At 49.6% G+C, this 25,271-nt stretch carries 15 protein-coding genes; 9 read left to right on the top strand and 6 right to left on the bottom strand.

All coding sequences use genetic code 11. The annotated features are described in order from the left end of the window. Positions 1 to 33: 33 nt before the first annotated feature. From VC28_RS11600 to VC28_RS11590, 3 genes are all read right to left on the bottom strand, one after another. The gene (locus VC28_RS11600; protein WP_049630785.1) at positions 34 to 1,035 is read right to left on the bottom strand and encodes a GGDEF domain-containing protein; all 1,002 of its coding nucleotides are present in this window, start codon (positions 1,033 to 1,035) and stop codon (positions 34 to 36) included. Positions 1,036 to 1,113: 78 nt separating this feature from the next. Then, entirely contained in the window at positions 1,114 to 1,467 is a 354-nt protein-coding gene (locus VC28_RS11595; protein WP_197085520.1) for a PilZ domain-containing protein, read from the bottom strand. Between the two features lie 32 nt (positions 1,468 to 1,499). Continuing rightward, positions 1,500 to 3,314, bottom strand: a complete 1,815-nt coding sequence (locus tag VC28_RS11590; RefSeq protein ID WP_049630783.1) for a DUF1631 family protein — start codon at positions 3,312 to 3,314, stop codon at positions 1,500 to 1,502. Between the two features lie 160 nt (positions 3,315 to 3,474). On the opposite strand from VC28_RS11590, the gene VC28_RS11585 reads away from it, so the two are divergent. The 5 genes from VC28_RS11585 to VC28_RS11565 all read left to right on the top strand — a co-directional run bounded on the left by VC28_RS11585 (position 3,475) and on the right by VC28_RS11565 (position 12,550). Next, the gene (locus tag VC28_RS11585) at positions 3,475 to 4,974 is read left to right on the top strand and encodes a bifunctional ADP-dependent NAD(P)H-hydrate dehydratase/NAD(P)H-hydrate epimerase (RefSeq protein WP_049630782.1); all 1,500 of its coding nucleotides are present in this window, start codon (positions 3,475 to 3,477) and stop codon (positions 4,972 to 4,974) included. A 13-nt stretch (positions 4,975 to 4,987) separates the two neighbouring features. Further along, entirely contained in the window at positions 4,988 to 5,452 is a 465-nt protein-coding gene (gene tsaE / locus VC28_RS11580) for a tRNA (adenosine(37)-N6)-threonylcarbamoyltransferase complex ATPase subunit type 1 TsaE (protein WP_049630781.1), read from the top strand. A gap of 127 nt (positions 5,453 to 5,579) precedes the next feature. Beyond that, positions 5,580 to 7,913 carry an EAL domain-containing protein gene (locus VC28_RS11575; RefSeq protein ID WP_156184322.1) on the top strand — a complete coding sequence of 778 codons (2,334 nt, stop codon included), beginning with the start codon at positions 5,580 to 5,582 and terminating at the stop codon, positions 7,911 to 7,913. A gap of 388 nt (positions 7,914 to 8,301) precedes the next feature. Continuing rightward, positions 8,302 to 11,127: a glycoside hydrolase family protein gene (locus tag VC28_RS11570; protein WP_197085519.1), complete on the top strand. Its 2,826-nt coding sequence runs from the start codon at positions 8,302 to 8,304 to the stop codon at positions 11,125 to 11,127. A 94-nt stretch (positions 11,128 to 11,221) separates the two neighbouring features. Continuing rightward, positions 11,222 to 12,550 carry a sugar porter family MFS transporter gene (locus tag VC28_RS11565; protein WP_049630779.1) on the top strand — a complete coding sequence of 443 codons (1,329 nt, stop codon included), beginning with the start codon at positions 11,222 to 11,224 and terminating at the stop codon, positions 12,548 to 12,550. 105 nt (positions 12,551 to 12,655) lie between these two features. On the opposite strand, the gene VC28_RS11560 is transcribed toward VC28_RS11565, so the two are convergent. Both VC28_RS11560 and VC28_RS11555 read right to left on the bottom strand, forming a co-directional pair. Next, the gene (locus VC28_RS11560) at positions 12,656 to 13,876 is read right to left on the bottom strand and encodes an ROK family transcriptional regulator (RefSeq protein ID WP_049630778.1); all 1,221 of its coding nucleotides are present in this window, start codon (positions 13,874 to 13,876) and stop codon (positions 12,656 to 12,658) included. Between the two features lie 168 nt (positions 13,877 to 14,044). After that, the gene (locus tag VC28_RS11555; protein WP_049630777.1) at positions 14,045 to 14,980 is read right to left on the bottom strand and encodes a carbohydrate kinase family protein; all 936 of its coding nucleotides are present in this window, start codon (positions 14,978 to 14,980) and stop codon (positions 14,045 to 14,047) included. A 420-nt stretch (positions 14,981 to 15,400) separates the two neighbouring features. On the opposite strand from VC28_RS11555, the gene VC28_RS11550 reads away from it, so the two are divergent. The 3 genes from VC28_RS11550 to VC28_RS11540 all read left to right on the top strand — a co-directional run bounded on the left by VC28_RS11550 (position 15,401) and on the right by VC28_RS11540 (position 21,857). Continuing rightward, a complete protein-coding gene (locus tag VC28_RS11550) occupies positions 15,401 to 18,382 on the top strand; it encodes a SusC/RagA family TonB-linked outer membrane protein (protein WP_053094196.1) in 2,982 nt (993 codons plus the stop codon). Between the two features lie 47 nt (positions 18,383 to 18,429). After that, positions 18,430 to 20,148 (top strand): RagB/SusD family nutrient uptake outer membrane protein, encoded by a 1,719-nt coding sequence (locus VC28_RS11545; RefSeq protein ID WP_231591733.1) that lies wholly within the window; start codon positions 18,430 to 18,432, stop codon positions 20,146 to 20,148. Between the two features lie 92 nt (positions 20,149 to 20,240). Further along, entirely contained in the window at positions 20,241 to 21,857 is a 1,617-nt protein-coding gene (locus VC28_RS11540) for a glycoside hydrolase family 32 protein (RefSeq protein WP_049630775.1), read from the top strand. Positions 21,858 to 21,937: 80 nt separating this feature from the next. Here the strand turns inward: VC28_RS11540 and traF are convergent, their stop codons facing one another. Next, positions 21,938 to 23,434, bottom strand: coding sequence for a conjugal transfer protein TraF (traF, locus tag VC28_RS11535; protein ID WP_082191514.1), 1,497 nt, complete (start codon positions 23,432 to 23,434; stop codon positions 21,938 to 21,940). Between the two features lie 149 nt (positions 23,435 to 23,583). On the opposite strand from traF, the gene VC28_RS11530 reads away from it, so the two are divergent. Continuing rightward, a complete protein-coding gene (locus tag VC28_RS11530) occupies positions 23,584 to 25,248 on the top strand; it encodes an N-acetylmuramoyl-L-alanine amidase (RefSeq protein WP_049630773.1) in 1,665 nt (554 codons plus the stop codon). Positions 25,249 to 25,271 lie beyond the last annotated feature (23 nt).

Below are 25,271 nucleotides of genomic sequence, written 5' to 3'. Positions count from 1 at the left end.
TCTCCCTGCCAGTCGTTTTTTGATTTTTAAAAGTTACGCATCGTCCGCTTGATAAACACTAATCGCATCGCGGCCGCTGGCTTTGCTCATATAAAGCGCTTCATCGGCAAAACGGATTAACTCTTCCGGAGCACCATGACGTGAGCAGGCAATCCCTATACTGAGTGAGCAAGGGTGCTGTAATTGTTCGCTGTGCAGTTTGACGTATTCACTCAAACGCTCTGCTAACAGTACTAATCCATCGCTATCGGTATTCATGGCTGCCAGAATAAATTCATCACCGCCGACGCGACAGGGAATATCCGTGCTGCGCGCAATATGTTTCAGTCCATCGCCGACGATTTTAATAACGGCATCACCCGTTTCATGACCAAATTCATCATTGAATTGTTTAAAGCCATCTATGTCGATCATCATTACTGACAATGGCTGTTTGGTTCGCTTGCTGAGTTTAATGGCGAATTCGTAGCGGTGCTGAAACGCACGGCGATTGAGCAGCTCGGTGAGTGGATCGGTGTTGGCAAGGGTCGCTAGATTTTCAATCTGGTCACGCAGCGAATCCACCTTGGCTTCAGCATCGCGTGCATCAATCGTGAGTTTTAGTTGTAGTGCGAGCGCATCAGCAATATAGCCAAGGCTTCCAATTTGGTGATTATTGAGTTCAACTTTGTCATCGCTTGCACCACAAAGTGTGCCAATCATTTGGTCGGCAATTTTGATAGGCAACACAACAAAACTTTGCATTCCCAGCTGTGCGCCGCCGCTGTCAGGGAACCTGAGTTGTATTTCCGTTGTTGCAGTAAGTTGTTCGGAGAGCATGAGCTGGCACATGGAATCCGTCCATGCCACTTGCGAGCCTGATTCTATATGAAGGCTGCCCCTATTCTGGGCGATGACTACCGTTTGCTGCTGCGCTTGCCAGTCAATTGTCGTTATGAATGAGGTTTTCAGCCCGGTGATATGGGTAATTAAATTCAGCAAGGGTGTTGCTGCACTAATAAAGGTATCTTGTTCTATTGCATCCAGACTGTTCATGAGTGATGTCTCGTAAACTCAGCTCCAAGTGTAGTACAGCTTCGAGCCAAGACAACAACGCAACACAATACATTACATTCAGCTAGCGCAATGCTGTGCAATAAACTCCTTCCATTCAACAATGTTGGTACCGTCTGAATCAAACAGGCTGAGGCCGATTAAATAATCCCCTTCGGTTGTGTGTGGGCGGCACCATTTGACCTCAGTGACGACCAGAAATTGGCGATCGTTGTCAGCGTCGCGAATGCAGCAGCGCAAAATAATATCGGTGGCGATAGCCTGTGGGGCAATCACGCGCATACCATTGGCGGAAATGTCCAGGCTTTTGGTGACGACCAGTGTCGGTTCGCCGTTGGCTGAAGAATCCAGTTCGATAATCACGGTAAGTTGATTGTCGAGGCGGAACTCCTGGCGTTGATCATTATTATTCATAAGCGCATTTTCCATCTGGATGTCGCTAGCTGTCAGGGAATATCGCGACGCAAGCCGCGAATCACTTTAGCGAGTTGGTCTTCAAAGTTATCGCCATTGCGCAATACGCGCAGCGTGCCTGTAGCGATTAATTCAATCAAATCGGGGCGACTGTATTCTGCGAGTTTGCGCCCAACCTGATCGGCAAAAATATATTTACCGGTGGAGCTGATGATCACAGACAGTTTTGCGCGCAGCGTTTCTGCAGGCTTGTCGTGTGCGCTGATTTCCAGCCATGCACCAACTTGTAATTCATTTACCGCGAGCGTTGCCTGCTGTTGACGTTCAAGTTGTTCCGCTGCATCCACTGCGGCCTGTTCAATGCGCAAACGTTCGGCTTCTGCTGCTTGCTCCGCCTCGCGCCGGTTTTTTTCATCGGCCAGGGCTTTTGCTTCGGCGAGCGCTTTGCGCGCGGCATTGCGCCTTGCTTCCAATTGCGCCTGCAATTTTTCCTGCTCCGCAAGGCGCGCTTCCTCTGCTGCTTTTGCCGCGGCTTGTTGTTGCGCAATGATCGCGGCGACCACTTGCTCGGCTTTGCGTTTTTGCGCGAGTAATTGTGCTTGTACGCTGCGGTTGGCGCGTTCAAGTAGCGGCGTTAGTAATTCGATAATTGCAGTATTCAGGTCAACATTTTCCAGTGGTCGCGCGATACCGGTTGATAGGCACAGTGCAAAATCCTTGTTGTTTTTGGTCATGACTTTGCGCCCGGTGTGATCGACAAATAACAGTAAATCGACCTCTGGATTTTTAAGCGCAAGTTTGCAGCGGATGGGATTCTCATCTTCGCCATCAAAACCTATCCAGTCGCCCTCGCGGATTTTTTCCGTCTGTTGCAACAAGCTATTGGGAATGCGAGTGTTGGGCTCGCCTTGCGCGGCATCGCTTGTTAGTGCGTTAAGCCTTGCGCATTCCAGCGGTTGTTTTTGAATAGCCGCCATCAGTAATTGACTGGTTTGTTCTACCAGTTGGGTATAGGCGGCAGGGTTGCTGGTGGGGTATTGCAGGCTGCGCTCCAGCTCGGCTAACAGCAGTGGAATCTGGTTGTAGATATATTGGTCGTCGGTATCTTCGCCTTCTTCGGCAAATATCTGCCCGAGGGCGGGCAAAATGCGCTGCCAGCTCTTCCACAGGGGGAGTTGGGGCAGTTCAGCAGGATCCGTGTTGAATGCCCAATACTGCAATTCGCCTTTTAAATTACCTGTCAGGCTAGTGTGCAGTTCGCCAGGCAATGGCCGGCCTGCCAGCGTGCGGTTAAACAGTTCCACCACTTTGGTTTCGGCTCGGGTGAGTTTGAGGTTGGCCAGTTCGCTCTCGCACAAGCGGCTCTCCAGCATGGCGGCGCGTTTATCTTCCGTGCTGAGCCAGTTGCGGAAATCGTCCAGCTGGTTATGGAGATCCGCGGCCAGTGCCAATTGTTCCTCGCCATGGCTGTGGGCGTAGCGAGTCGCCAAATCCAGCAAGGCGCAGAGTTTCTCCTGTAACTGTTGGTTGGGTTTTGAGTCGCGTAGGCTCCAGTGGCTGGCAGGTGGGTAAATAACAGCGAGGAACTCCCGCAGCGGATGTTGATTGGAGCAGTAGAAATCATCGTCCTGGGCGATGTGAGCCTGGAGTGCAGAGTGAAATTCTGCCCCCCAGTGTTGCAGGCGTGTATCCCACCGGTGGCGGGAAAGGGCAAGCACCAGTGCATCGGCCAGTTGCTGGCGAATGGTCTCTGGTGCAATCGATTCTGCTGCAGCAATGCTGGCAAAGGCTTCGCTGAGTTGAAGCGAATCACCATTGAGGATGCTGTGTAGGGTAAATTCAGACATGCGGTTCCGTTACAGCGGGAATTGCTGATCAAGTGCTTTTGCTCAATATAGACAACTTGGCAGGGCGCTGCTGTTTTTTCGCGTCTGTCGTTTGGTGCCGGGCTAGCCCAAGTTGCGTATAATCGCGCCTCATTTTTCTTTCGCTATTTGGTTGCCGCTCATGAAAATCACCGCCGACTCTTCTTATCTTTACACCGCTGCTGACACCTACGCGTTGGATGCTGCGGCTATCGCCGGTGGTATTCCCTCCATCCAATTGATGAAGCGCGCCGGACGGGCAGCATTTGATCTGCTACAGGAGCGGTTTCCTGCTCCGGAGTTGATCAATATTTATTGCGGTGCAGGTAAGAATGGCGGCGATGGTTATGTACTGGCGGCTCTGGCTGCCCAGAGGCTCTTGCCGGTGCAGGTGATTCAATTAGCCGCGCCTGAAAGGCTCACCGGTGAAGCGCGCCAGGCCTATGAATTCGCCTTGCAGGAAGGCGTAAAGATGCAGTCTTTCGCACACGCGATAGCGCCTTCGGCAGGTGTGATTGTGGATGCACTGCTGGGCATTGGACTGCGCGGCGCACCCTCGGAGGAATATGCCGCAGCGATTAACCAGATCAACCAATCAGGGTTGCCGGTGCTGGCATTGGATATTCCCTCTGGTTTGAATGCCGATACCGGTGCCACAGCAGGCGTTGCGGTGTCGGCCAGCTTGACCATCTCTTTTATTGCGCTCAAACGTGGATTACTCACCGGGCGCGGTGCAGCACTGGTTGGTGAGTTAGTCCTTGCTAATCTGGAGGTGCCTGAGTCTACTTATGATCATGCCCAGCCAGACGTGGAGCGTTTGCATCTGTCGAGTTTGTCCGCGCTACTTGCTCCACGCGCCGCCGATGCTCACAAAGGTGATTTTGGCCATGTGATGGTGATTGGTGGCGATACCGGCTACGGCGGTGCCGCGCTGATGGCGGCAGAATCGGCCGCACGTTCAGGTGCTGGTCTGGTCAGTGTGGCGACACGCCCTGAGCATATTCCAGCCATTCTCTCGCGCCGCCCTGAAGTGATGGCGTGCGGTGTTGTCTCTGGTCAGGAATTGGAGCCTTTGTTGGCGCGCCCGACAGTATTGGTGGTAGGGCCCGGTTTGGGGCGCTCGCCCTGGTCCGAGCAGATGTTGCAGCAAGCAGTGAAGTCAGGTTTGCCTTTGGTGCTGGATGCTGATGCATTGAACATTCTCGCCGAAGGGCGCGTAGTCCCTGCCGCCGGGCATCAGCAACATAGCCCTTGGTTGTTAACACCTCACCCGGCTGAAGCCGCGCGTTTGCTTGGTATCACCACGGCGGAAGTCCAGTCCGACCGTTTTGCTGCAGTGCGTGCGCTGGCAAGCCGCTACAACGCCAGTGTGATTTTAAAAGGCGCAGGCAGTTTGGTGGCATCGGTTGATGGTGTGATCGGTGTCGTAACCGATGGCAATCCGGGCATGGCGACCGGCGGCATGGGCGATGTGCTCTCGGGCATCCTCGGTGCTTTGGTTGCCCAATCGCTGTCGCTACCCGATGCAGCGCGTCTGGGAGCGGTCATTCATGCATGCGCCGCCGATCTCGCTGCCGATGACCTTGGCCAGCGCAGTCTGCTGGCGACCGATTTAATTCCCTACCTTGGGCAGTTGCTGTAAGGGGCGGTTTGCGATGCACCAGTATCAATGCCAATTGAACAGCGAAGACGAGATGGTTGCGTTTGGCCGCCGTGTGGGCGATTTATTGGCGATGCACCCGCAATCGGTCACGGTACATTTGTTGGGCGAATTGGGCGCAGGCAAAACCACACTCACCCGCGGAATTTTGCGCGCCTTTGGCCATCAAGGAGCCGTGAAAAGCCCCACCTATACATTGGTTGAGGGTTATGAGCTCAACCGCGACCAAAGCGCAGTGCGCCGTATTTATCACTTTGATCTTTATCGCCTTGGCGATCCGGAAGAGCTCGAATACATGGGCATCCGCGATTACTTTGCTGACGACAATATTTGCCTGATTGAATGGCCTGCGCGCGGTGAGGGCGTGTTGCCTGCGCCGGATTTGGTGGTTCGCATTCAGGTTGCCGGTGAAGGTCGCCAGCTCCAGCTTGAATCCCGCTCATTGGTATTGGCTTTCTAGCCAATCATCTCGCTGTTTTTACTTCCTGACATAGCGTTCAGCCATTGGTAGAAATGGATTTCATACCCTAGTCTTAGTGGATATTCGAGAGTGCTCAAATGTCCTCGGCGGATATTGCGGATTAATCGTGAGTATTAAAAGGATGCGCCCTGATTCCCTCCTTCGTTGCATGATTTTGTATATCGCTTGCATCATCGCAGTCATTGCGCGCGCGACCATTTTGCGCGCAGGCAAACAGGTTTTGTTATTGCTTGTTGCCAGCGTGTTTGCTGCCCCACTAGCGGCGCAAATTCCCCAAACTCCAGATGCTCTCTATGAGCCGCCATCGCAAGTCGTGTTTGGTGGCGATCTCGCTTATCCCCCGCTGGAATGGCTCGAAGATGGTGAGGCCAAAGGGTTCAATGTTGAGCTTGCTCGCGCCGTCGCTCAAAAAGGCGGAAGCCGTGCTGAACATGTTCTGGATGCCTGGCCCGACACCATGCGCGCGCTGGAAGAAGGGCGTATTGATGTGGTGCCTATGTACTATTCGCCTGAGCGCGCAAAAAAATTTATTTTTACCCACGCTTATTATTATCTAACACATTCTATTTACGCTGTGCCCGGCACCCAGCGCGTTTCCTCTATTGATGAACTTATTGGCAAACGCGTTGCGGTAGAAGAAGAATCCTTTGCCCATCAACAGCTGCGTGCCGCCGCGCTCGCACCGCAATTGGTATTGACATCCAATACGTTGACCGCGATTGAAACGGTACTAAACGGAAATGCGGAATATGCAGTGCTGACGAGCTTGACGGTGGATAATTTGTTGCGCCAGCGCGATTGGAAACTGGAGCGTATGGGCGCGCCTTTTTGGTCGCGAGGTTATGCATTTGCGATCAATAAAAACAGACCTGAATTAGCGGAATGGTTACAAAATTCGCTGGGTACTGTGATTGCTGATGGCACTTACCAAACTCTCTACCAAGCGTGGCAAAGTGAATTAGAGCCAGTGCAAACGTCGCGCAAATGGCTGAACTTTTTTTTCACGGGTTTTGTCATTTTATTAGTTGTAGTGGTGTTGGGCGGGGTGTGGTACTGGAGCTTGAAACGCACCGTAGAATTGCGCACACAAGAGTTGCGCAGTGCGCTGCATGAGCGGGATGTTGTTGAAGGGGAGTTGCGCCGCGTTGCGAATATTGATTCGCAAACAGGTCTGGCGAAATTGCCGTATTTTATCGATCAACTGGATGATTATTTTCACGCGCACCAATTACCTGTGAAGCAGGAAAAAGAGTTATTGGTGATCAAGCTGGTCGATCTGGATGTGATTGTGCGCACGCTCGGTTTTTCACGCGCCGAAATGATTGTCAGTGTGTTTGCGGCGCACTTGTTAAAAATGGACGATGTGTTGGCATCGTATTTAGGGCGCGGTGTGTTTGCGCTTTTTCTCAATAAAGAAAGAGGCAATAAAAGCAATGCGCTGGTGTTATTTGACCAGTTGTATGCAGACCTTGCCGATTCCGATCCTGGCTTCACCTCGCAATTTGTCGGTGGTTCGGCCTATTGGCCAGAACATGGTCGCTCGGCGAGTAAATTAATGCGTCATGCGGAAACGGCGCTGGCGATGAGTGAGGCGCGTCGTCGCCGTTGGTTGGCTTATGAGCCATCAATGGAGCCCAGCCGCGTTGATCTGGATATTATTTCTATTTTTATTGATGGCAACGTACAGGGGCTTTTTCCGGTGTTCCAACCGCAGCTGGATTTGCGCACCGGCAAAATTCTTTCGGCCGAAATTCTGGTGCGCTGGCAGCATCCGCGATTGGGAATGGTACCGCCCAATGTATTTATCCCGTTATTGGAAAACTCTGGATTAATTGAACAAGTCACAGAGCAAATGATTGACGATGCCGTACGTGTTGCCGTGCTGTTGCGCAAACGCGGCTTGCCTTGTTGCATCAGTGTGAATATTGCCGCGTACGATTTAATTGAAACCAATCTTGCTGAAATTATTAATCAGGCGCTGATACGTTATCAGGGTGTGCCCGGCGATATTAAATTGGAGCTGACCGAAACCTCGGTCGCCTCTGACCCGCAGCGTGTGAAAAATGTGCTTATGCAATTAAGCGAGCTGGGTATTTACGCAGCGGTTGATGATTTTGGCACCGGTTATTCATCGCTATCGTATTTAAGTTTATTCCCCATTCGCGAATTAAAAATCGACCGCTCATTTGTTGGCGACATGCTCGGCAATCCGCGCAACCACAGCATTGTCCGCTCCACCATTTTGATGGCGCGCGAACTCGGGCTGATCACCGTTGCCGAAGGTGTCGAGGATGACCAAACACTCAACTTACTGAAAAAAGACGGCTGCGATCTTGCCCAGGGTTATGTGATTGCGCGGCCGCTACCTGAGGCCGAATTCATCGAATTTATGCGCGCCCATGCGGCCGAGATATTTGATATCAGCAAGTTTATGAAATAGCCCAGCTTGCCTTAGGCATTAATTCTTTTGGGTTATTGGTGTGCCTGTTCAGGCATACACCTTCCTATTATTCCCTGCCAACTATCCTGCTCGTCCCTTTCTTTGTTTTGTCTCCTCGACATTCCCATTGAAATTTTAAGTATTAACTTAAGCACAGTTATTTTTATCTATTGTGTGTATTTCGGTAATACTTTCTTGAGTAAAAGGCATTTTTTAGCCGAAAAATCTACATTTATCCAAAACCAATTGACAGTAATACAAGCCCATAACTAACCTAATACATAAATCAATGTAAGTTAATAATAAGCTATGGCCAATAAGCCAGAACCACAGGCAAGCAAAAACCAAAACAGGTCTCAATAGCACATTAATCGTGGAGATAAAAATAATGCGGAACATAATCAACCCTTTACTTTGGATGCGAGCGGGAGCATCCAGCTTCTGCGCACTAACCCTTTTGTTGGGTGGTTGCGGGGGCGGAAGTGACGGTAAAAGCAGTGCCAACAGCGACGTTGAACTGATTATTTTGGAAGAGGGGCAAACAGTATCGGATGTGCTGAGGTCGCGCCCATCCAGCAGTGCGGGTAACTCTTCCAGCGGCTCAACTACGGTACCGATTACCCAAACACCGGGCACCGAAGGGGATCGCCTTTTTGTGCGCGCCAGTGATAACCAACAAAATATTTCCGGTTTCGAATTTTGTTGCGGCCAGTACGACACCTATCAAGAGCATTCTTTTGTCGAGGCGACGGGTGATTTCATCAAGTTGGATGGTGGATTTTGGGGAAGCGGCGTTGAAGGCACGCTCGGTGAACGAGTGTTTTCCAGCTACGGCGATGGTTACGAAAACCCTGAGGATACATCGGCTGCGCAATTGGGGCCGCAAGCGGTAGGCAGTGTGTTGAGCCCTGCATTCACCATTGGGCACAGCTACATAAATTTCTTGATCGGTGGCGGAGCCAATCGCTTTGATGCAGCCAATGCAACCGCAGTGGTCTTGCTCGTTGATGGTGTTGTCGTGCGTCAGGCTCACGGCAAAAATCAGGTCAACAAGGTGACTTGGGAATCCTGGGATGTGAGCGAGTTTGCTGGCAAAACGGCGCAAATAAAATTTATTGATAACCACCCGAATGATAATTCCGATACTGCAGTGCCTTATGTGTTGGCAGATGAATTCCGCAGTGCCAATAAGGCGGCTGTGGTGCCCGCAGCGGACTCAAAGGTTCCAGTCAGTGCGGTAGACATTACCACTGCGCCCCAGTCTACCGGTGATGCATTATTTACTCGTCTGACCGATGCCAATCAGCACATTGCCGGATTTGAATTTTGCTGTGGCCGTTACGACACTTATCAAAATCACAGTTTTATTGCGAGCGGCGATTTTATTCGCTTTGACGGCGGCCAATGGGCGAGCGATATCATTAACAAATTAGGAGATCGTGTCTTTGCCAGTTACGGGCAAGGTTTTGCAGATGGTGCCGATGTCGCTGGCAGTTGGTATGGCTGGGAGGCAACCGGCACTTTGCGCAGCCCAAGGTTCACCATTAACGCTCGCTATATTAATTTTTTGGCAGGCGGTGGCATTAATCGTTTTGACAGTGAGCGCGCAACGGCGGTTGTGCTACGTGTGAATGGAAAAATTGTTCGTCATGCAACGGGCAATGGTTTGGAAAAAGAATTGAGCTGGGCGAGCTGGGACGTTTCGGCGTTAATTGGCCAGCAGGCAGAAATTGAAATTATCGATGCGCACGATAATTCGCTCGAAGATGGTTCTTTCCCGTTTATTTTGTTGGATGAATTCCGTCAGGGCAACAAAGCGGCGGCCACACCGGTTGCGGATAGTGTTGTCAGTATCGCAGCGGGCCATGGCAAATCGCTACGATTGGATATGGGCGACCCCAATCCGTTTTACGACAACGGAAACTATTATATTTATTACTTGCAGAACAGCGGTTTTCATCCGTGGTATTTGGCAAAAACCCATGATCTGTTGAGCATGACCTACCCGTTGGAGGTGCTACCTGCATCGGGCGATGCCACGCGTCAGGATCAGTGGATTGGTTCGGGCAGTGTGATCAAAGATCGCAATGGCCAGTATCATCTTTTTTACACCGGGCACAATGCGCAAATTACACCAGTAGAAGCGGTAATGCATGCAACGGCGGATGACGCTACATTAGCGCGCTGGTCTCCCCAGCCATCGCTGACGTTTACCGGATCGGCAGGTTACAGTGATTTTGATTTTCGTGATCCTTTGGTGTTCTGGAATGAAGCGGAACAAAAATATTGGATGCTGATTACATCGCGGTACCAATCAAAAGCGGCGATAGGTTTATATACATCGGATGATTTAAATAGTTGGACAGCGGCGGCTCCACTCTATACTGAAACCTCACCGCTCAATCTTGAAGTGGCGGACTATTTCACGCTGGCACAAACGCCATTTATCGTGTATTCCGATCAACGCGATAATTCACGGCAGGTGAAATATTTGCAAAAAACAGGATCTGCATGGAGTAAGCCAGTGTATGAAGCGCTGGATGGCAAAGCGTTTTATGCTGCGCGTACCGCAGGTCATGACGATGAGCGTTTGCTGTTTGGTTGGGTGGCGCACAAGCAGGGGCGGAGTGATACCGGTGCCTCCACCTGGGGTGGCGATTTAATGGTGCATCAGGTTGGTAAAACAGCGGGTGATGAGTTGGCAGTATTCCTACCGGAAAAATTGCGTGCCGGTTTGGCAAGCGCCCAGCCTGTTACCCGTGTCTGGAATGAAGGCGATGTAAGTGAGAGCGGAAGCGCGATTGCGGTAGCGGCAAATGCGCGTTTCACCCTTGCAGAATCTGCACAAAAAAACCGGCTCTCATTCCGTGTCACCAGTAATAACGCCGATGCAACTTTTGGTGTTCAGTTGCGCAATCCGCTGACTAATCAATTGGCGGTTATTGAAATTAATGCCGCGCAAGAGTGGGCGAAATACTACCGCGCAGGTGATGCGGCAAATGCCGATAATCCTGTTGTGGCGACACCTCTGGATGCTGTTGCGGGAGTGGAGGTTGAGATCCTGTTAGATCCTGCAGCAGGTGTCGGTGCGGTGTATTTTAACCGCTATCGCGCACTCAGTTTCAGATTGTACGAATTGGCGGATTATCAAATTGGTGTCTATGCCACTGCAGATGCAATCAGCGTCAGTAATCTGGAGCGTTTTGCGCAATAGTTATTGTTATAAAAATAACAACGTTTTTTGGTCGCCGGTATTTGCTTGTTAGCAAGCACCGGCGGCATTTTTAGAAATAAACAGGTGTAGTGGTATGAATAAAATTATTTTTTGGGCGATTACAGTTGCGGTCGCCGGATTTTTATTTGGTTTTGATACGGCGGTCATTTCCGGTGCGGATCAACCAATACAAAGGCTCTGGAATACCAGCCCATTGGTGCATGGTCTGCTGATTATGTCTTCCGCGCTTTGGGGGACAGTACTGGGGGCATTATTCGGTAGCATTCCCTGCGATAAGTACGGTAGAAAACTGACGCTGATCGGTATTGGTGTTTTATATTTGGTCTCTGCACTCGGTTCAGCTATCGCGCAGGACCCTTATACATTTTCACTCTTGCGTTTTATCGGTGGTTTGGGGGTGGGCGCTTCGTCCATTGCTGTGCCTGCGTATATTTCGGAAATCGCGCCCGCTAAACACCGCGGCCGTTTGGTGGCCATGTACCAATTCCAAATAGTGCTCGGTATTTTGGTGGCATTCTTTTGCAATTATTTACTGGCCGGTATCAGTGAAAATGACTGGCGTTGGATGCTGGGTGTAGAAGTGATTCCCGCCTTTATTTTTCTTGTGTTGGTATTAAAGGTGCCGGAAAGCCCACGCTGGCTGTTGTTGAAGAAAAACGACGAAAAACATGCGCGCGCTGTATGGCAAATGATGAATGAGCCAGATGTGGAAAAAATTGTGCGCGATGTCCGTCACAGCCAACAGGTAGCATCGAGCGATAAATTGTTTTCCGGAAAATTTAATGTGCCGATATTACTGGCGTTTTTGATTGCATTTTTTAACCAGCTTTCGGGAATTAATTTTATTATCTATTTTGCGCCGCGCGTCTTTGAGTTGGCGGGAATGGATAGCTCATCATCCTTGCTCTCCACCGCGGGTGTGGGCATTACCAACCTTATATTTACTATGTTGGGCTTGTACCTGATTGATAAGGCCGGGCGCAAATTGCTGATGTTGATAGGTTCTTTTGGTTACATTATTTCGCTATCTGTCGTCGCCTGGGCATTTTATACCGGTGCAGGCGGTTTGCTGGTGGTGTTCTTTATTTTCCTGTTTATTGCGTCACATGCTATTGGTCAGGGCGCTGTTATCTGGGTATTTATTTCAGAAATATTCCCCAACAGTGTCCGGGCAAAAGGGCAGTCACTGGGCTCGGGTACGCACTGGGTGTTTGCAGCGTTGATTGCGTTGCTGATGCCGTATTTCCTCAACGAATTCAAGCCACACATTATCTTCCTGTTTTTCACCGGTATGATGGTGCTGCAATTGATTTTTGTGCTCTTCATGATGCCGGAAACCAAGGGGCGCACGTTGGAATCGCTTTCGGAAAATATGTCTGACAAGAGTGCTGATGTGCGCTGAGTTTTTACGGGAACAATCAAATAAAAAAGAGCAATGAAATAAAAAAGCGGCTGAAATAAGCCGCTTTTTTATAGGTATCGATAATAAAAAATGTGTTACTGGATGTTAGTGGTTCGATAATCGATCAGGAACGCCACCTTTTAGCAGCACCGTTTTGTCCGGGGCAAAGTGTGAATACAGCGGCAAAATGGCTCCACCAATTGCAATCGCATTTTCACCCAGACTCCCCTGTTGTAATTGAGGGATGAATAAATTTTGTTGTTGCATAGACGTCAGACGGCGACGAACCATACTGACTAATTCACTGAGCAAATAGTTCGGTAATTCTGAATCGATAATGACGGCTTCCAAATCCAGGAAGCCGATGCTGCAGAGAATTGTGTGTACTAAACTGTCGGCGCAATCCACCATCCAGTCGTGTACCAGTGAGCGGTTCTCATCAATGACTAATGCCAATTCTGAAATGTGATTGATAGCAACCTGGTGGAAATTTAAATGAGCGATCAGTGTGGAAATGGAAGCGCGGTTTATCAGTGTGTCCCATTTTTGTTCGCGTGCGCGGCTATCAAGTGATGAGCAAGGGACTGGAATAGTGGCAAGGCATGCAGCATTGCTGTGAATACCGCGCTCAAGGTCGCCATTCAACACCAAACCGCCGCCGACAAAGCTACCGATGTAAATATATAAAAAATGTTCGTAGGGTTTGCCTTTACCGAAATACAATTCAGCCGCGGCTGCAGCCGAGCAATCATTTTCAAAGAAAATAGGGTAATCAATTCGCGCTTCCAATTCTTTGGCAAAATCGACGGCGGCCCATTGCGCCGCGACTTCATCGCTCATTTCGTTATGCTCGGCCCATTTTCCAATAAACCAGGGCATGGCAATGCCGACACCCACGAAACGTGTGCGCGCGGCGGCATCCAATTGGCTAACCATGTGCGCAACGCCCTGCTCGATAATGGACAACAAATCTGATGGCGTTGGTGAGCTGTAATCGGCGGTAGATTTTGCCAGCAAGTGACCTGCAAAATTGGCCAGCACAAATTCAATATTTTGCCTGCCTAATTTAATGCCCACCGAATAGAGTCCATCATCATTTATTTGATAAAGGTGCGAAGGTTGGCCAACACCCTGGCTGCGCCGCCCGGATTTTTCAATCAAACCACGCTGTTCCAGATCGTCCACAATGCGCGTGAGTGCGGGCAGTGTTAATCCCATCAAGCGCGATAAATCGGCTTTGGATGCTGCACCGGCTTTGCGCAATGCGGAAATGACAACGCGTTCGTTGTATTGGCGGAGGGTGGAAGAATTACTGCCTTGACTCATGGTTGGTTACTTGCAAGTTGTTTGTGGGCAATAAAAAACATGAATATGAAATTAATAAATTAAGTGCAGGATAAAACGGGTGTGATGATAACCCTATGATGTGCAAGCCGCCAGTTGGGCGGCATATTCAATGCTCCGTTTTTGCTGCGCTGTTTTATCAGCGGATCATTAGTGGCCTAGTGCGAGCAGGAGTTCGCTGCGGGTGGGTGGCAGGCAACCATGACGTGAGACATTAATGCTCGCTGCGGTAGCCGCGCGTATCAATGCGCTGTGAAGGTCCTTGTAATCCAGCTGGCTGTTGTCGCAGCTGTCCAGATTAAATTCATGCAAATACGCCAGCAAACAAGCGTAGAAAGTATCGCCTGCGCCGACCGTGTCACCTATTGTGCTGGGGGTAATAACGGGGGTGCTGATGTCGAGCGAATTTGTTATCAGGCGAGCACCCTTATCGCCTTTGGTATAAGCAAGCAGGGAATTGTCCAGCTGCTCGCGGATAATGTTGATGGCCTGCGCTTCGCTATGGCCGGGGTAGAGCATCGCCAGATCTTCATCGCTGGCTTTCAGATAATCGCACAGCGGAATAATTTGCTGCAGGCCATCAATATAAGCGCGCACATCGGAAACAAATTGCAACCGGACATTAATGTCCACGCTGATTTTTATCCCGCGCTTTTTAGCATGGTTAAGTACTTCAATAATGGCTGGCAGATCTTGCGGCTCCAGTGCGAGTGAGCCTGTGTGCAGAATCCGGGTGGTATCGGGTAGTACGTGAATCAATTGTGCGGCGGTGGTGTCGCGGTCGGCAATGTGATGGCGATAAATGCTGTAGTGCGGATGGCCACTGTGATCCAGCGTTACCAATGCAATTGACGATGGCAGAGGCGAGCGGCGACCAGCAGCGTAGTGCACATCATTTGTTGCTAAATAATCCACAAACTGCACACCAAACACATCCTCGGATACTGGCGTTAAATAAGCGCAGGGAATTAATTGTCTGCCAATGCCAATTGCCACATTAAAAGGTGAGCCTCCCAGATGGGGTTTAAAACTGCCATCGGCTTGCATCAATAAATCAACAATGTTCTCGCCAATCACCGCAATCATTATTTTTTCCTCTGCGAAACTAGAAACGCTGCATTTTTAAAAAGTGAACTTATGTGTTTGTATTGTGTTAATCGGTAACACAATTCATTTTTTAGTGAAAACTGGTAACAAAATTTCAGTTTTTAAACACAAAAAATATTCTTTTTATATGTTTTATCTATTGTTATTTAGTTTTATAAGTAAATCAATGTAATAAATTTTTATTTTTTGTGATTATTCATTTTGGTTTATTTTAATTGATAAAAATCAATAAGTTAGTATTTTATTTTATGGGTGTTTGCCGGTAATAGGTCGTTGTTTGGTATTTTTATAGCGAATTAATCTTTAATTAAGTTAATCAGTGTTATATATTTGTCTGGAGCGAATAATTTAACGCTTGAAAAATAACTATTAAAAAATAATCAACGAGGCATCGTGATCATGAATAAAAAACAATTTGTGCTAAGTGCCGTTTTTTGTGCGGTACATTCGGCGGTGATGGCATCGGCTGCGCAAGCGCAAAGCGAGGAGGAGATCGTCAGTACTGAGGTTGCGCCTGCAGCAGAAAAAGCGCTCGATGCGCAAGCAAATACCGCGGGAGAGGCAGGAGAGAGCCAGATAGAAGAAGTGATGGTGGTGGGTTACAGCACTGCCAAAAAAGAAGACATCACCGGCGCGGTTGCTGCTGTCAATTTGGATGAAGTGAGCAGCAAACCGTCCGGCAATATCATGCAAAATTTGCAAGGCCGTATCCCCGGTGTGCAGATCCTTACCAATGGTAGCCCCAGTTCAAACGCAACGGTGCGCATTCGCGGCCAGGGTTTGGGGGTGCTGGGTTACAACGATCCACTTTATGTGATTGATGGTGTGCCGACCAATTCGGGCATGCATGAGCTTAATTCCCACGATATTGAATCCATAGCGGTATTGCGCGATGCAGCATCGGCCAGTATTTACGGTTCGCGCGCGGCTAACGGGGTCATTATTGTGACCACCAAAAAAGGCCGTGAAGGCACGCATTTGGATGTGAAGGTCAACCATACAACAGAAAATTTTGATTACGATCTGAATCCGCTCAACACCCAACAGCGCGGCGAAGCCGTATGGCGCGCAGCAGTGAATGACGGCTCCAATCCCAATAATGCCAGCCCGCTTTATTCCTATGACTGGAATGGTGATTATGAAAATCCGCAACTCTATTCAGTGATCCTGCCCACTTATATTGACGGCGCAAAAACCATGCGCCCGGCAGATACCAATTGGTTTGATTTGGTCACCCGTTCATCAACCTCCGAAGATGTGCACATAGGTTTATCCAGTGCCGATGACGATACATCGGCCTATGCATCGCTCGGTTATTTGAAGCGCGAAGGCGTTGTGGATAGTTCGGCATTTGAGCGTATCAGTGCACGCCTGAATTCGGAGCATTTATTTGCCGACGGCAAAGTCAAAATTGGTGAGAACCTGACCATTACCAATCAGGAGCAAAATCTGGTCAATGATTTAGCGGGCAATATTCTCGGCCTTGCTATAGAGCAGCAATCGATTGTGCCGGTGCGCACAGAAGATGGTGAAGGTTGGGGCGGGCCGACAGCGGGCATTACCGACCGCGACAATCCGGTGCGCATTATTGAAATGAACCGTGACAATGTCAGCCGCTTTAATAAAGTATTGGGCAATGTGTACGTTGAAGTGACCCCAATTGACGACCTGACCTTGCGCAGCAGTTACGGTGTTAATTACGGGCAATTCAAATTCCGCAATTTCACTAAAAAATTTACCGCAGGCAGTTTGCAGTTTAGTGATCGTTTAACAGTGACCGACGATTGGAATCTCAGCACTGTGTGGTCTAACACAGCGCAATACAAATTCACGCTCGCGGATGCACATCATTTTGATACTTTGATTGGTACCGAGACGATTGATTTTGAAAGTGAAGCGTTTAGCGGCACTGCTTCCGGTTTTGCGTCGCAAGATCGTGATTATGCATTTTTGTCGCAAGGTTCCAGCGGTGTGGCAGTGACCGGTTCGGGCAATGAATGGATTTTGAAATCCTACTTCGGCAAAGTCGATTATAACTACGATGGAAAATATCTCGCGTCTGTTACTGTGCGTCGCGATGGTTCTTCGCGTTTTGGTGAAAACAATCAGTGGGGTGATTTCCCTTCAGCATCGGTAGGTTGGCGGATCAGCGACGAAACTTTTTTTAATATCGATGCAATTGATGAGTTGAAATTGCGCGCGAGCTGGGGCCAAAACGGCAACCAGGAAATTAACACCCGCGCAATTGCTACGATTTATGAATCGCGTTACGCCACCCAGTCGCTGTTCACTACCTTGCAAGATGAAGGCACTGCTTACGATTTATATGGTGCAGACCAAGGCACATTGCCTTCCGGTTTTGCCAAAATCCAAACCGGCAATCCTGATTTGAAATGGGAAACCTCAACCCAGACAAACTTTGGTGTGGATTTTGATTTGTGGGATCGCCGTGTTTATGGCAGCGTCGATTGGTTTAAAAAGCGCACGGAAGATATTTTGACAACAACCCAGCCATTGGCCACCGAAGGTGAAGGTGCGCAAATGATTGTTAACGGCGGCACCATTGATAACAGCGGTGTGGAATTAATGTTGGGTTATGTCGATGAATTTGAAGTGGCGCAACTTGGTGTGTTCGGTGTAGACATCACCGGCAATATTTCTGCGGTAAAAAATGAGGTTGTCGATTTACCTGCTGCGGTTGTTAATTCATTTGGTGGCAATGGCCGCGATAAAACGATTCTCGGTGAATCCATCAACACTGTGTATGGTTATGTGGCCGATGGTTTATTCCAGAATCAGGCAGAGATAGATGCACACGCCACCCAATCGGGCGCGGGTCTTGGGCGCATTCGCTACAAAGATTTGAACGGCGATGGTGTTATCAATGATCAGGATCAGGATTTTTTCGCAACGACAGATCCTGATTTTATTTACGGCCTGAATGTTAAAGTCACTTACAAGCAGTGGGACTTTAATATGTTCTGGCAAGGCGTACATGGCGGGTACATTAAAAACCAATGGCGTTTGTTCACTGATTTTACCTCGCTGAATATCGGCTCCAATTACGGTGACCGCACGCTCGATGCCTGGACTCCACAAAATACTGACACCAATGTGCCCGCACTCACCTTGGTAGACCGCAATAACGAAGGGCGCGAATCCAGTTTTTATTGGGAGTCGGCCACTTATCTGAAACTGCGCAACCTCTCGGTTGGTTACACCTTTGAAAACATCGGTTTTGAACGGGCGCGTGTTTATCTCAGCGGTGAAAACCTGATCACTATCGTTCCCAGCAGTACGCTCAGTCAGGACCCGGAAGCACCTAATGGCGTGTTCCCCAATCCGCGTCGAGTCACTCTGGGTGTCGAGATGAATTTTTAATCCTTGATCGATAAATAACAACAGCGAGAATTCACAGGATATCGATGATGAAAACCAAACAATTGTTAAGCGTATTAATGGCTGCTTTATTGATCGGCGGCCTAACTGCCTGTAAAGAAGATTTGAGTAAAGACCAAAAAGGCACATTGACTGAAGAGCAAATTTCCAGCAATGAAAATCTTGAAGGCTTGGTGACGGCGGCGTATTCCTATTTGGGCAATGATCACTACACCGCGCCGAATTTCTGGTGGCCAACAGGTGATCTGCGCGCGGGTGATGCACACAAAGGCGGCAATGGGCCGGGCGATATTTTTGCCTATCACGCTATGTCAGTCTATTCGGCCATTATTCCGGATATGGAATCCTATCCGCCGGATTTTATTGATCTCAATAATAAAAAATGGGTGCGCAATTACACTGGAATTTCGCGTGCAAACACCGCGCTGAAAGCGCTGGCGAATGTCACTGAAGCGGATTTTCCCAAAAAGAAAATTCGCGAGGCTGAGTTAAAATTCATTCGCGCCATTTTTTATTTTGATTTGAAAATTCATCACAAACGCGTTCCGTTTATCGATGAAACTATGGATTCCGATCAGGTGAAAACCGTATCCAATATGGATTTGACGGATCAGCAATTGTGGGATGCCATAGCGGCAGACTTCCGTTTTGCGGCAACTACTTTACCGGTAACTCAGCCTGAAATTGGCCGCGCCAATCAGCTCAGTGCGAAAGCTTACCTTGCCAAAACCCTGTTGTTCCAAGCTTATGAGCAGGATGATTCCAACGCGGTCATTGCCATTAACCAAACCAAATTAACTGAAGTGGTCAATTTGGTCAGTGAAATTGAGGCGGCGAATGTTTACGGCCTGCTCGATGATTTTGGCTATAACTTTATGCATGAGTTTGAAAATAGCGAAGAGTCTGTTTTCGCGATCCAGCGCTCGCATAACGATGGATCGCCCGATGGCCGCGGCTCTTGGGCAAGCGCGTTAAATGCGCCTTTGCAAGGTGGATTTGGCTGTTGTGGGTTCCATGTGCCCACCGAAAATTTTGTCAATGCATTTAAAACCAGCGCGGCAGGTTTGCCTTTGTTTGATAGTTTTAACCTTGCCAACTACGTAACAGCAACCGATGCAGTCGATCCGCGCTTGGATCACACTGTCGCTATGCAAGGTAAGCCTTTTAAATACGACACTGCGTTGATGATTGAAAATGCCAATGCATGGGCGCGCGCACCGGCGATTTACGGCAACTTTATCTCGATGAAGGAATTGGAGCATCCTGAATGTGATTGCCGCATGCAGAATGGTCCCTTTCCGGTGTTTTCATTGAATACGGTATTGGTGCGTTTTGCCGATGTACTTCTTTGGAAAGCAGAAGCGCTAATTGAACTCGGCCGTCAGGATGAAGCATTACCAATTATCAACCGGTTGCGTGCCCGCGCTGCCAACAGTACCGGCATGTTGAACAATGCGGGTATTTATAAAGTGGGTTTGTATCCAGCGTTCGCTGACCAAGCGGCTGCACGTCGCGCGTTGCGCTGGGAGCGTCGTCTGGAGTTGGGGCAAGAAGGGCATCGCTTTTTTGATTTGGTGCGTTGGGGTGTGGCGAAAGAAACAATCGATGAATATCTCGAAGTAGAGCGTTTGCGTAAACCCTATTTGGATGAAGCCATTTTTGTAAAAGGCCGCGATGAATATCTGCCGATTCCCCAGCAACAAATTAATTTGAGTGGCGGCTTGTACAAACAGTTGCCGGGTTATTGATACGTATTGTTGTCTGTGAAATCTGTGCTGGATATGGGTATCACCCATGTCCAGCATGGCTTGAATCATTACTTCTTGTAAAAGGCCAATTTATGAAACGGTATCTTTCTGTGCTGGGTGTGACCTTGGGTCTGTCATTCGGTTTAACCTGCAGCTTAACGCAGACGTTTGCGTCTGGCGGCGCAAGTTCTGCAACCGGTTTATATCAGGAACAGTATCGCCCGCAATTCCATTTTTCACCTGTGCAGCAATGGATGAATGATCCTAATGGCATGGTGTATTACGCGGGTGAATATCATTTTTTCTACCAGCACAATCCTTACAGCACCATCTGGGGGCCTATGCATTGGGGGCATGCGGTGAGTAAGGATCTGGTACATTGGGAGCATTTGCCGATTGCATTATTTCCAGATCATCACGGCGCTATTTTTTCTGGCAGTGCGGTAATGGATCTTAATAACACCAGTGGGTTTGGCAGCAAAAAAAATCCGCCGATGGTGGCCATTTTCACGTACCACGATCACTGGGCGGAAAAGCTCGGCGCAAAAACCTTTCAATCACAAGGCTTGGCTTACAGCTTGGATAAAGGACGCAGCTGGACGAAGTATGCAGGCAACCCCGTATTAAAAAGCCCGGATATTCCCGATTTCCGCGATCCTAAAGTAACCTGGCATGAAGCTTCAAAACAATGGCTAATGACCTTGGCAGTAAAAGATCGAATCAGTTTCTATGCATCCAAAGATCTCAAAAAATGGCAGCACTTGAGCGATTTCGGCCAACAAATTGGCGCACACGGTGGCGTGTGGGAGTGTCCGGATCTTATCAAAATGCGTGTCGAGGGGAGTGCGGAAGAAAAGTACGTTCTATTGGTGAGTATTAATCCCGGTGCGCCAAACGGTGGATCGGGTACGCAATATTTTGTCGGCGATTTTGATGGCAAAACCTTTACGCTGGATAAAAAATTTGCGCGCGATCTAACGTCGCACCCGGCTGCGGATGTTATGGATAAAGGTGTATGGCTCGACCATGGCACGGACAATTATGCCGGTGTCACTTGGGCAAACCTGCCTGCGACAGACTCGCGCACATTGTTTGCTGGCTGGATGAATAATTGGAATTACGCCAACCAGATCCCAACTGACCGCTGGCGCGGAGCCATGACTTTGCCGCGTGAATTGGTGTTGGTGAAGCGCGGCGATGATTATCGCGTGCATTCGCGCCTGGTGGCAGAAATAGAAAAGTTGCATCAAACACCGCTCAAACTAACCAAGCCCATCACCGCTAAAAGCATCAACGTTGGCGAAGCCTTGGCGATGAAAAATATGCGCCAGCGTTTCCAATTAAGTATTCATTTACAACAGGCAACAACTGCAAGTCTGGTGATCGGCAATAGCGATGAGCGAGTGGTGTTCAGTATTGATAATCAGCGCAAGCAATTGCAGTTGCAGCGCGCCGATTCAGGTCAGGTCGCATTTGAGAGTGGGTTTGCCAAGCCACAAATCGCTGCGCTATCGGGTGCGTTAACGCGAGTGGATTTGGATGTGGTGTTGGATCGTTCATCGATTGAAATTTTTGTGAATGGCGGTGAGCGTGTTTTTACCAGCCAGATATTTCCCACCGCGCCCTATGACAGCGTCAGCCTGAACGCCGATGCCGAGGTGACACTGCAATCAGCGAGTGCCTTTGTTCTGGGTTCAATTTGGAACTAATACTTTTTTAGTTGTAAACGGTTTGCTTGTGTTTGTGGTTCTTCACCGGGCGTTATGCCCGGTTTTTTTTGATGTTTTTATTAAAACGTCCAACCCATTTGCAAGCCGCCACCGCGATAATCGCCACCGCTTGCATAAGCTGCATCAATCACAAAACGTTTCCAGCGATAACCAATCCCACTGCTAATTAAATTGTCGCGCAGGCCGGTTTGGTCATTGCGATAACCTACGCGCAGCGCGAGGCTATCAAACAAGCGGTATTCGGCACCGAGCGATAATTCCTGTATGCCTGCCTCTTCTGCCATGGGGGTGGATTCACTTAAATCGTAATCCAGTCCAAGGGTAAAATTTTCCCCCACATAACCCAGCCCCATACGCGCACGCGAACTTAATGTGATATCGCGCTCGGGTGTTTCGCCGGTGATAGAGTCGGGTTGCTGTTTGGTGCTGAAGGTTTTTTTGAACGCGTCTTTCACTGTCAGGCTGATGCGGTAGTGTTCGGCGAGTGTGGTGGCAATGCCGAAGTCAGCATTAAATGCCAGATGAGTTTCCTGGGTATCTTTAAACTCATCTTCGGCTTCATCAACTGAGCCCAGGTTATCGTTGAAGTCTGCAGTATCGCGAAAGGCATCAACGCGCATCAATTTCGGGGTAACTCCAATAGCGACCGCTTGCCCGAACCATTCAAATTGTTTGGCCATCGCCATGCCCCATTCGCTGATCACCAGTGCGTTGACATCAGCATTAGAGGTAAGCGTCTCGGTGGGGTCGATCAGTTGGCCATTGGTGTCGATCAATTGCGGATAATCCGCCGCTACGCTGCCTGGGTCTTCGCCTGCGGCAACCCTGCCCATGGATTCAATATAGTCCTCCAGTAGCGCGCGATCCTCATCGCTTACATTGGCAACACCACCGGCAATCACGCGCGAGCCAACATAAAAGCTGCCACCTTCGCCGTTGCTTGGCTCGCTGATGTTGATGCCAACAAAACTATCGACTGATAAATCATCATCTGAAATGTCATCGAGCAGGTCGCGCAGGTCGGTTGCGACATCGCGTACCAGCCCGGCGGATGTTTGTAAGGGCGCACTGTTAAATTGATTGACGGCATTACTGAGCTGGATGTCCAGTTCATCTTCTACTGCATCTACGGCATCCTGCGCGCCGTCTGAAACCTGCACAATAAGGCTGGGTAGATAAACCCTGCCATCGCGGCCTTCCTCCTCTTCACGGTTATGGAATGCCAGCAGAGCCGGATTGTAAAACGCAGCTTGGGCATGGGTGCCTATGGCGGTCGCTGCGCCCCCCATCGCGAGTGCCCGTGAATCATAAACGCCGTAACTGATTGCGCTGGCTGGGGCGGCCATCAACAGTCCGCCCAGCGCGAAGCAGGTGGCGACAACTGGGCGGAGTGGGTGAGAAAGCTGGGCGGCTAACGCTGTGATAGGTGACATGATAAGTACCAGATGAAAATACTGGCCGCCATAATGCAGAGACTCTATGGCGATTAGCCGTACATGGTTCACAGAAACGGGGTAAAACGCACAGTAATCCCCCATGCCTGATGAACTTGCCATGGCAATTTTGCTAGGGCGACATTGGCGTTTTGCGGTAAAGTGCGAACTTGTGCCGGTTTCTGGTGCTCTTAGTGCGGAACCCGCGGTCTGCCTTTAACGATTTCCCTATAACTACAATCAGTTTGGTTTTGATGTTGCTGAGATTGCCTATGTCTTTTTTTCGCTGGCTGAGCACGGCTTTTTGTCTTGGGCTTTTGATTTTCGCCCAGATTGCCCAGTCCGCCACGGTGAATGGGGTGCGTGTCTGGCGCGCGCCTGACCACACCCGAATTGTGTTGGATCTGGATGCACCGGTGAAACACAGCCTTACACTGGCTGCCAATCCGGATCGTATTATTCTGGATGTGTCCAACACGCGCCTGCAAGGCGATGTGTCGCGCCTGCCGCTTGCCGATACGCCGGTCAAAATCATTCGTAGCTCTGTGCAAAATAAAACCGATCTGCGCTTGGTGCTGGACTTAAAAAACAAAGTCGCGCCCAATAGTTTTTTGCTGAAAGCCCATGGCGGCATGCACGACCGGTTGGTCATTGATCTCTACGATGATGTTCCGGCAGCCACTGCGACGGCAACGCCCTCTACAGCAGCGCCAGCGCCGACATCCAACAAACCGGTACCCAACACATCAACCGTGCCGGTCGCCGATAAGCCGGTAAATAAACCCGCAGCCCAACCTCAACCGGTGGTAAAAGCCGATGTGGCGGGCAAGCGTTTTATTGTGATTGCGGTAGATGCTGGCCACGGCGGTGAAGACCCGGGGGCAATGGGGCCAAACCGTTTGCGCGAAAAAGAAGTCACACTTGCGATTGCCAAAGAATTAATTGCGGCGATCAATGCGCAACCCGGCTTTACCGGCAAGTTGACGCGCACGGGTGATTATTTTATCCCGCTTAAAAAACGCCGCGACCTTGCACGCAACATGAAAGCGGATTTGTTTGTCTCCATCCACGCCGATGCGTTCACCAAAGCCAGCGCGCGCGGTGCCTCGGTATTTGCGCTTTCACAAAACGGTGCGACTTCTGAAACGGCACGCTTTCTCGCGCAGCGCGAAAACGAATCAGATTTGATTGGCGGTGTGGGCAATATCAGTCTGGATGATAAAGATCAGGTGTTGGCCGGTGTGTTGGTAGATTTGTCCATGACGGCGACTTTGAATTCGAGTTTGCAAGTGGGGCATCACGTATTGAACTCCATGGGTGGTATTGCGCATTTGCACAAGCGTCATGTCGAGCAAGCGGGATTTATGGTGCTCAAATCGCCGGATGTGCCATCGATTTTGGTTGAGACCGGTTTTATTTCCAATCCGGAAGAGGCGCGCAAACTGGCAACAACGGCGTATCGTAAACAAATGGCGCAGTCGGTTTTTAAAGGCATCAAACAATATTTTTACCAGCATCCTCCTGCCGGGACTTACGTTGCAGCGCAGTTGGAATCAGGTAATTTGAAAGATTTTGAGAGGCAGCATACGGTTGCCTCAGGCGATAGCTTATCGGGAATTGCGGCGCGTTATGGTGTGAGCATGAAGCAATTACAGCAGCACAATAACCTGCGCGATACCAATGTTCGCATCGGCCAGACAATCAAAATTCCCGGCGGCTCAGCGCCTGTTGCGAGTGCGGTCACAAGTCAACCTGTCACGCGCGCAACCTATACACCTCCGGCTGCATTGCCAAAACAGCATCGTGTCGTAGCGGGCGATACTTTATCGCGCATCGCATCGCGCTATGGTGTAAGTGTGAGAGCATTGCAACGTCACAACAATATGAAGAGCTCGACGGTCAGGATTGGCCAAACCCTGAAAATTCCTACTTCTTGATTGATCCTGCTGCGGTTCCGTCC

The organism is Cellvibrio sp. pealriver (assembly GCF_001183545.1).
Lineage (GTDB): Bacteria > Pseudomonadota > Gammaproteobacteria > Pseudomonadales > Cellvibrionaceae > Cellvibrio.
The sequence above is the reverse complement of the archived record's forward strand: the minus strand, read 5'-3'. Positions and strand labels throughout refer to the sequence as shown.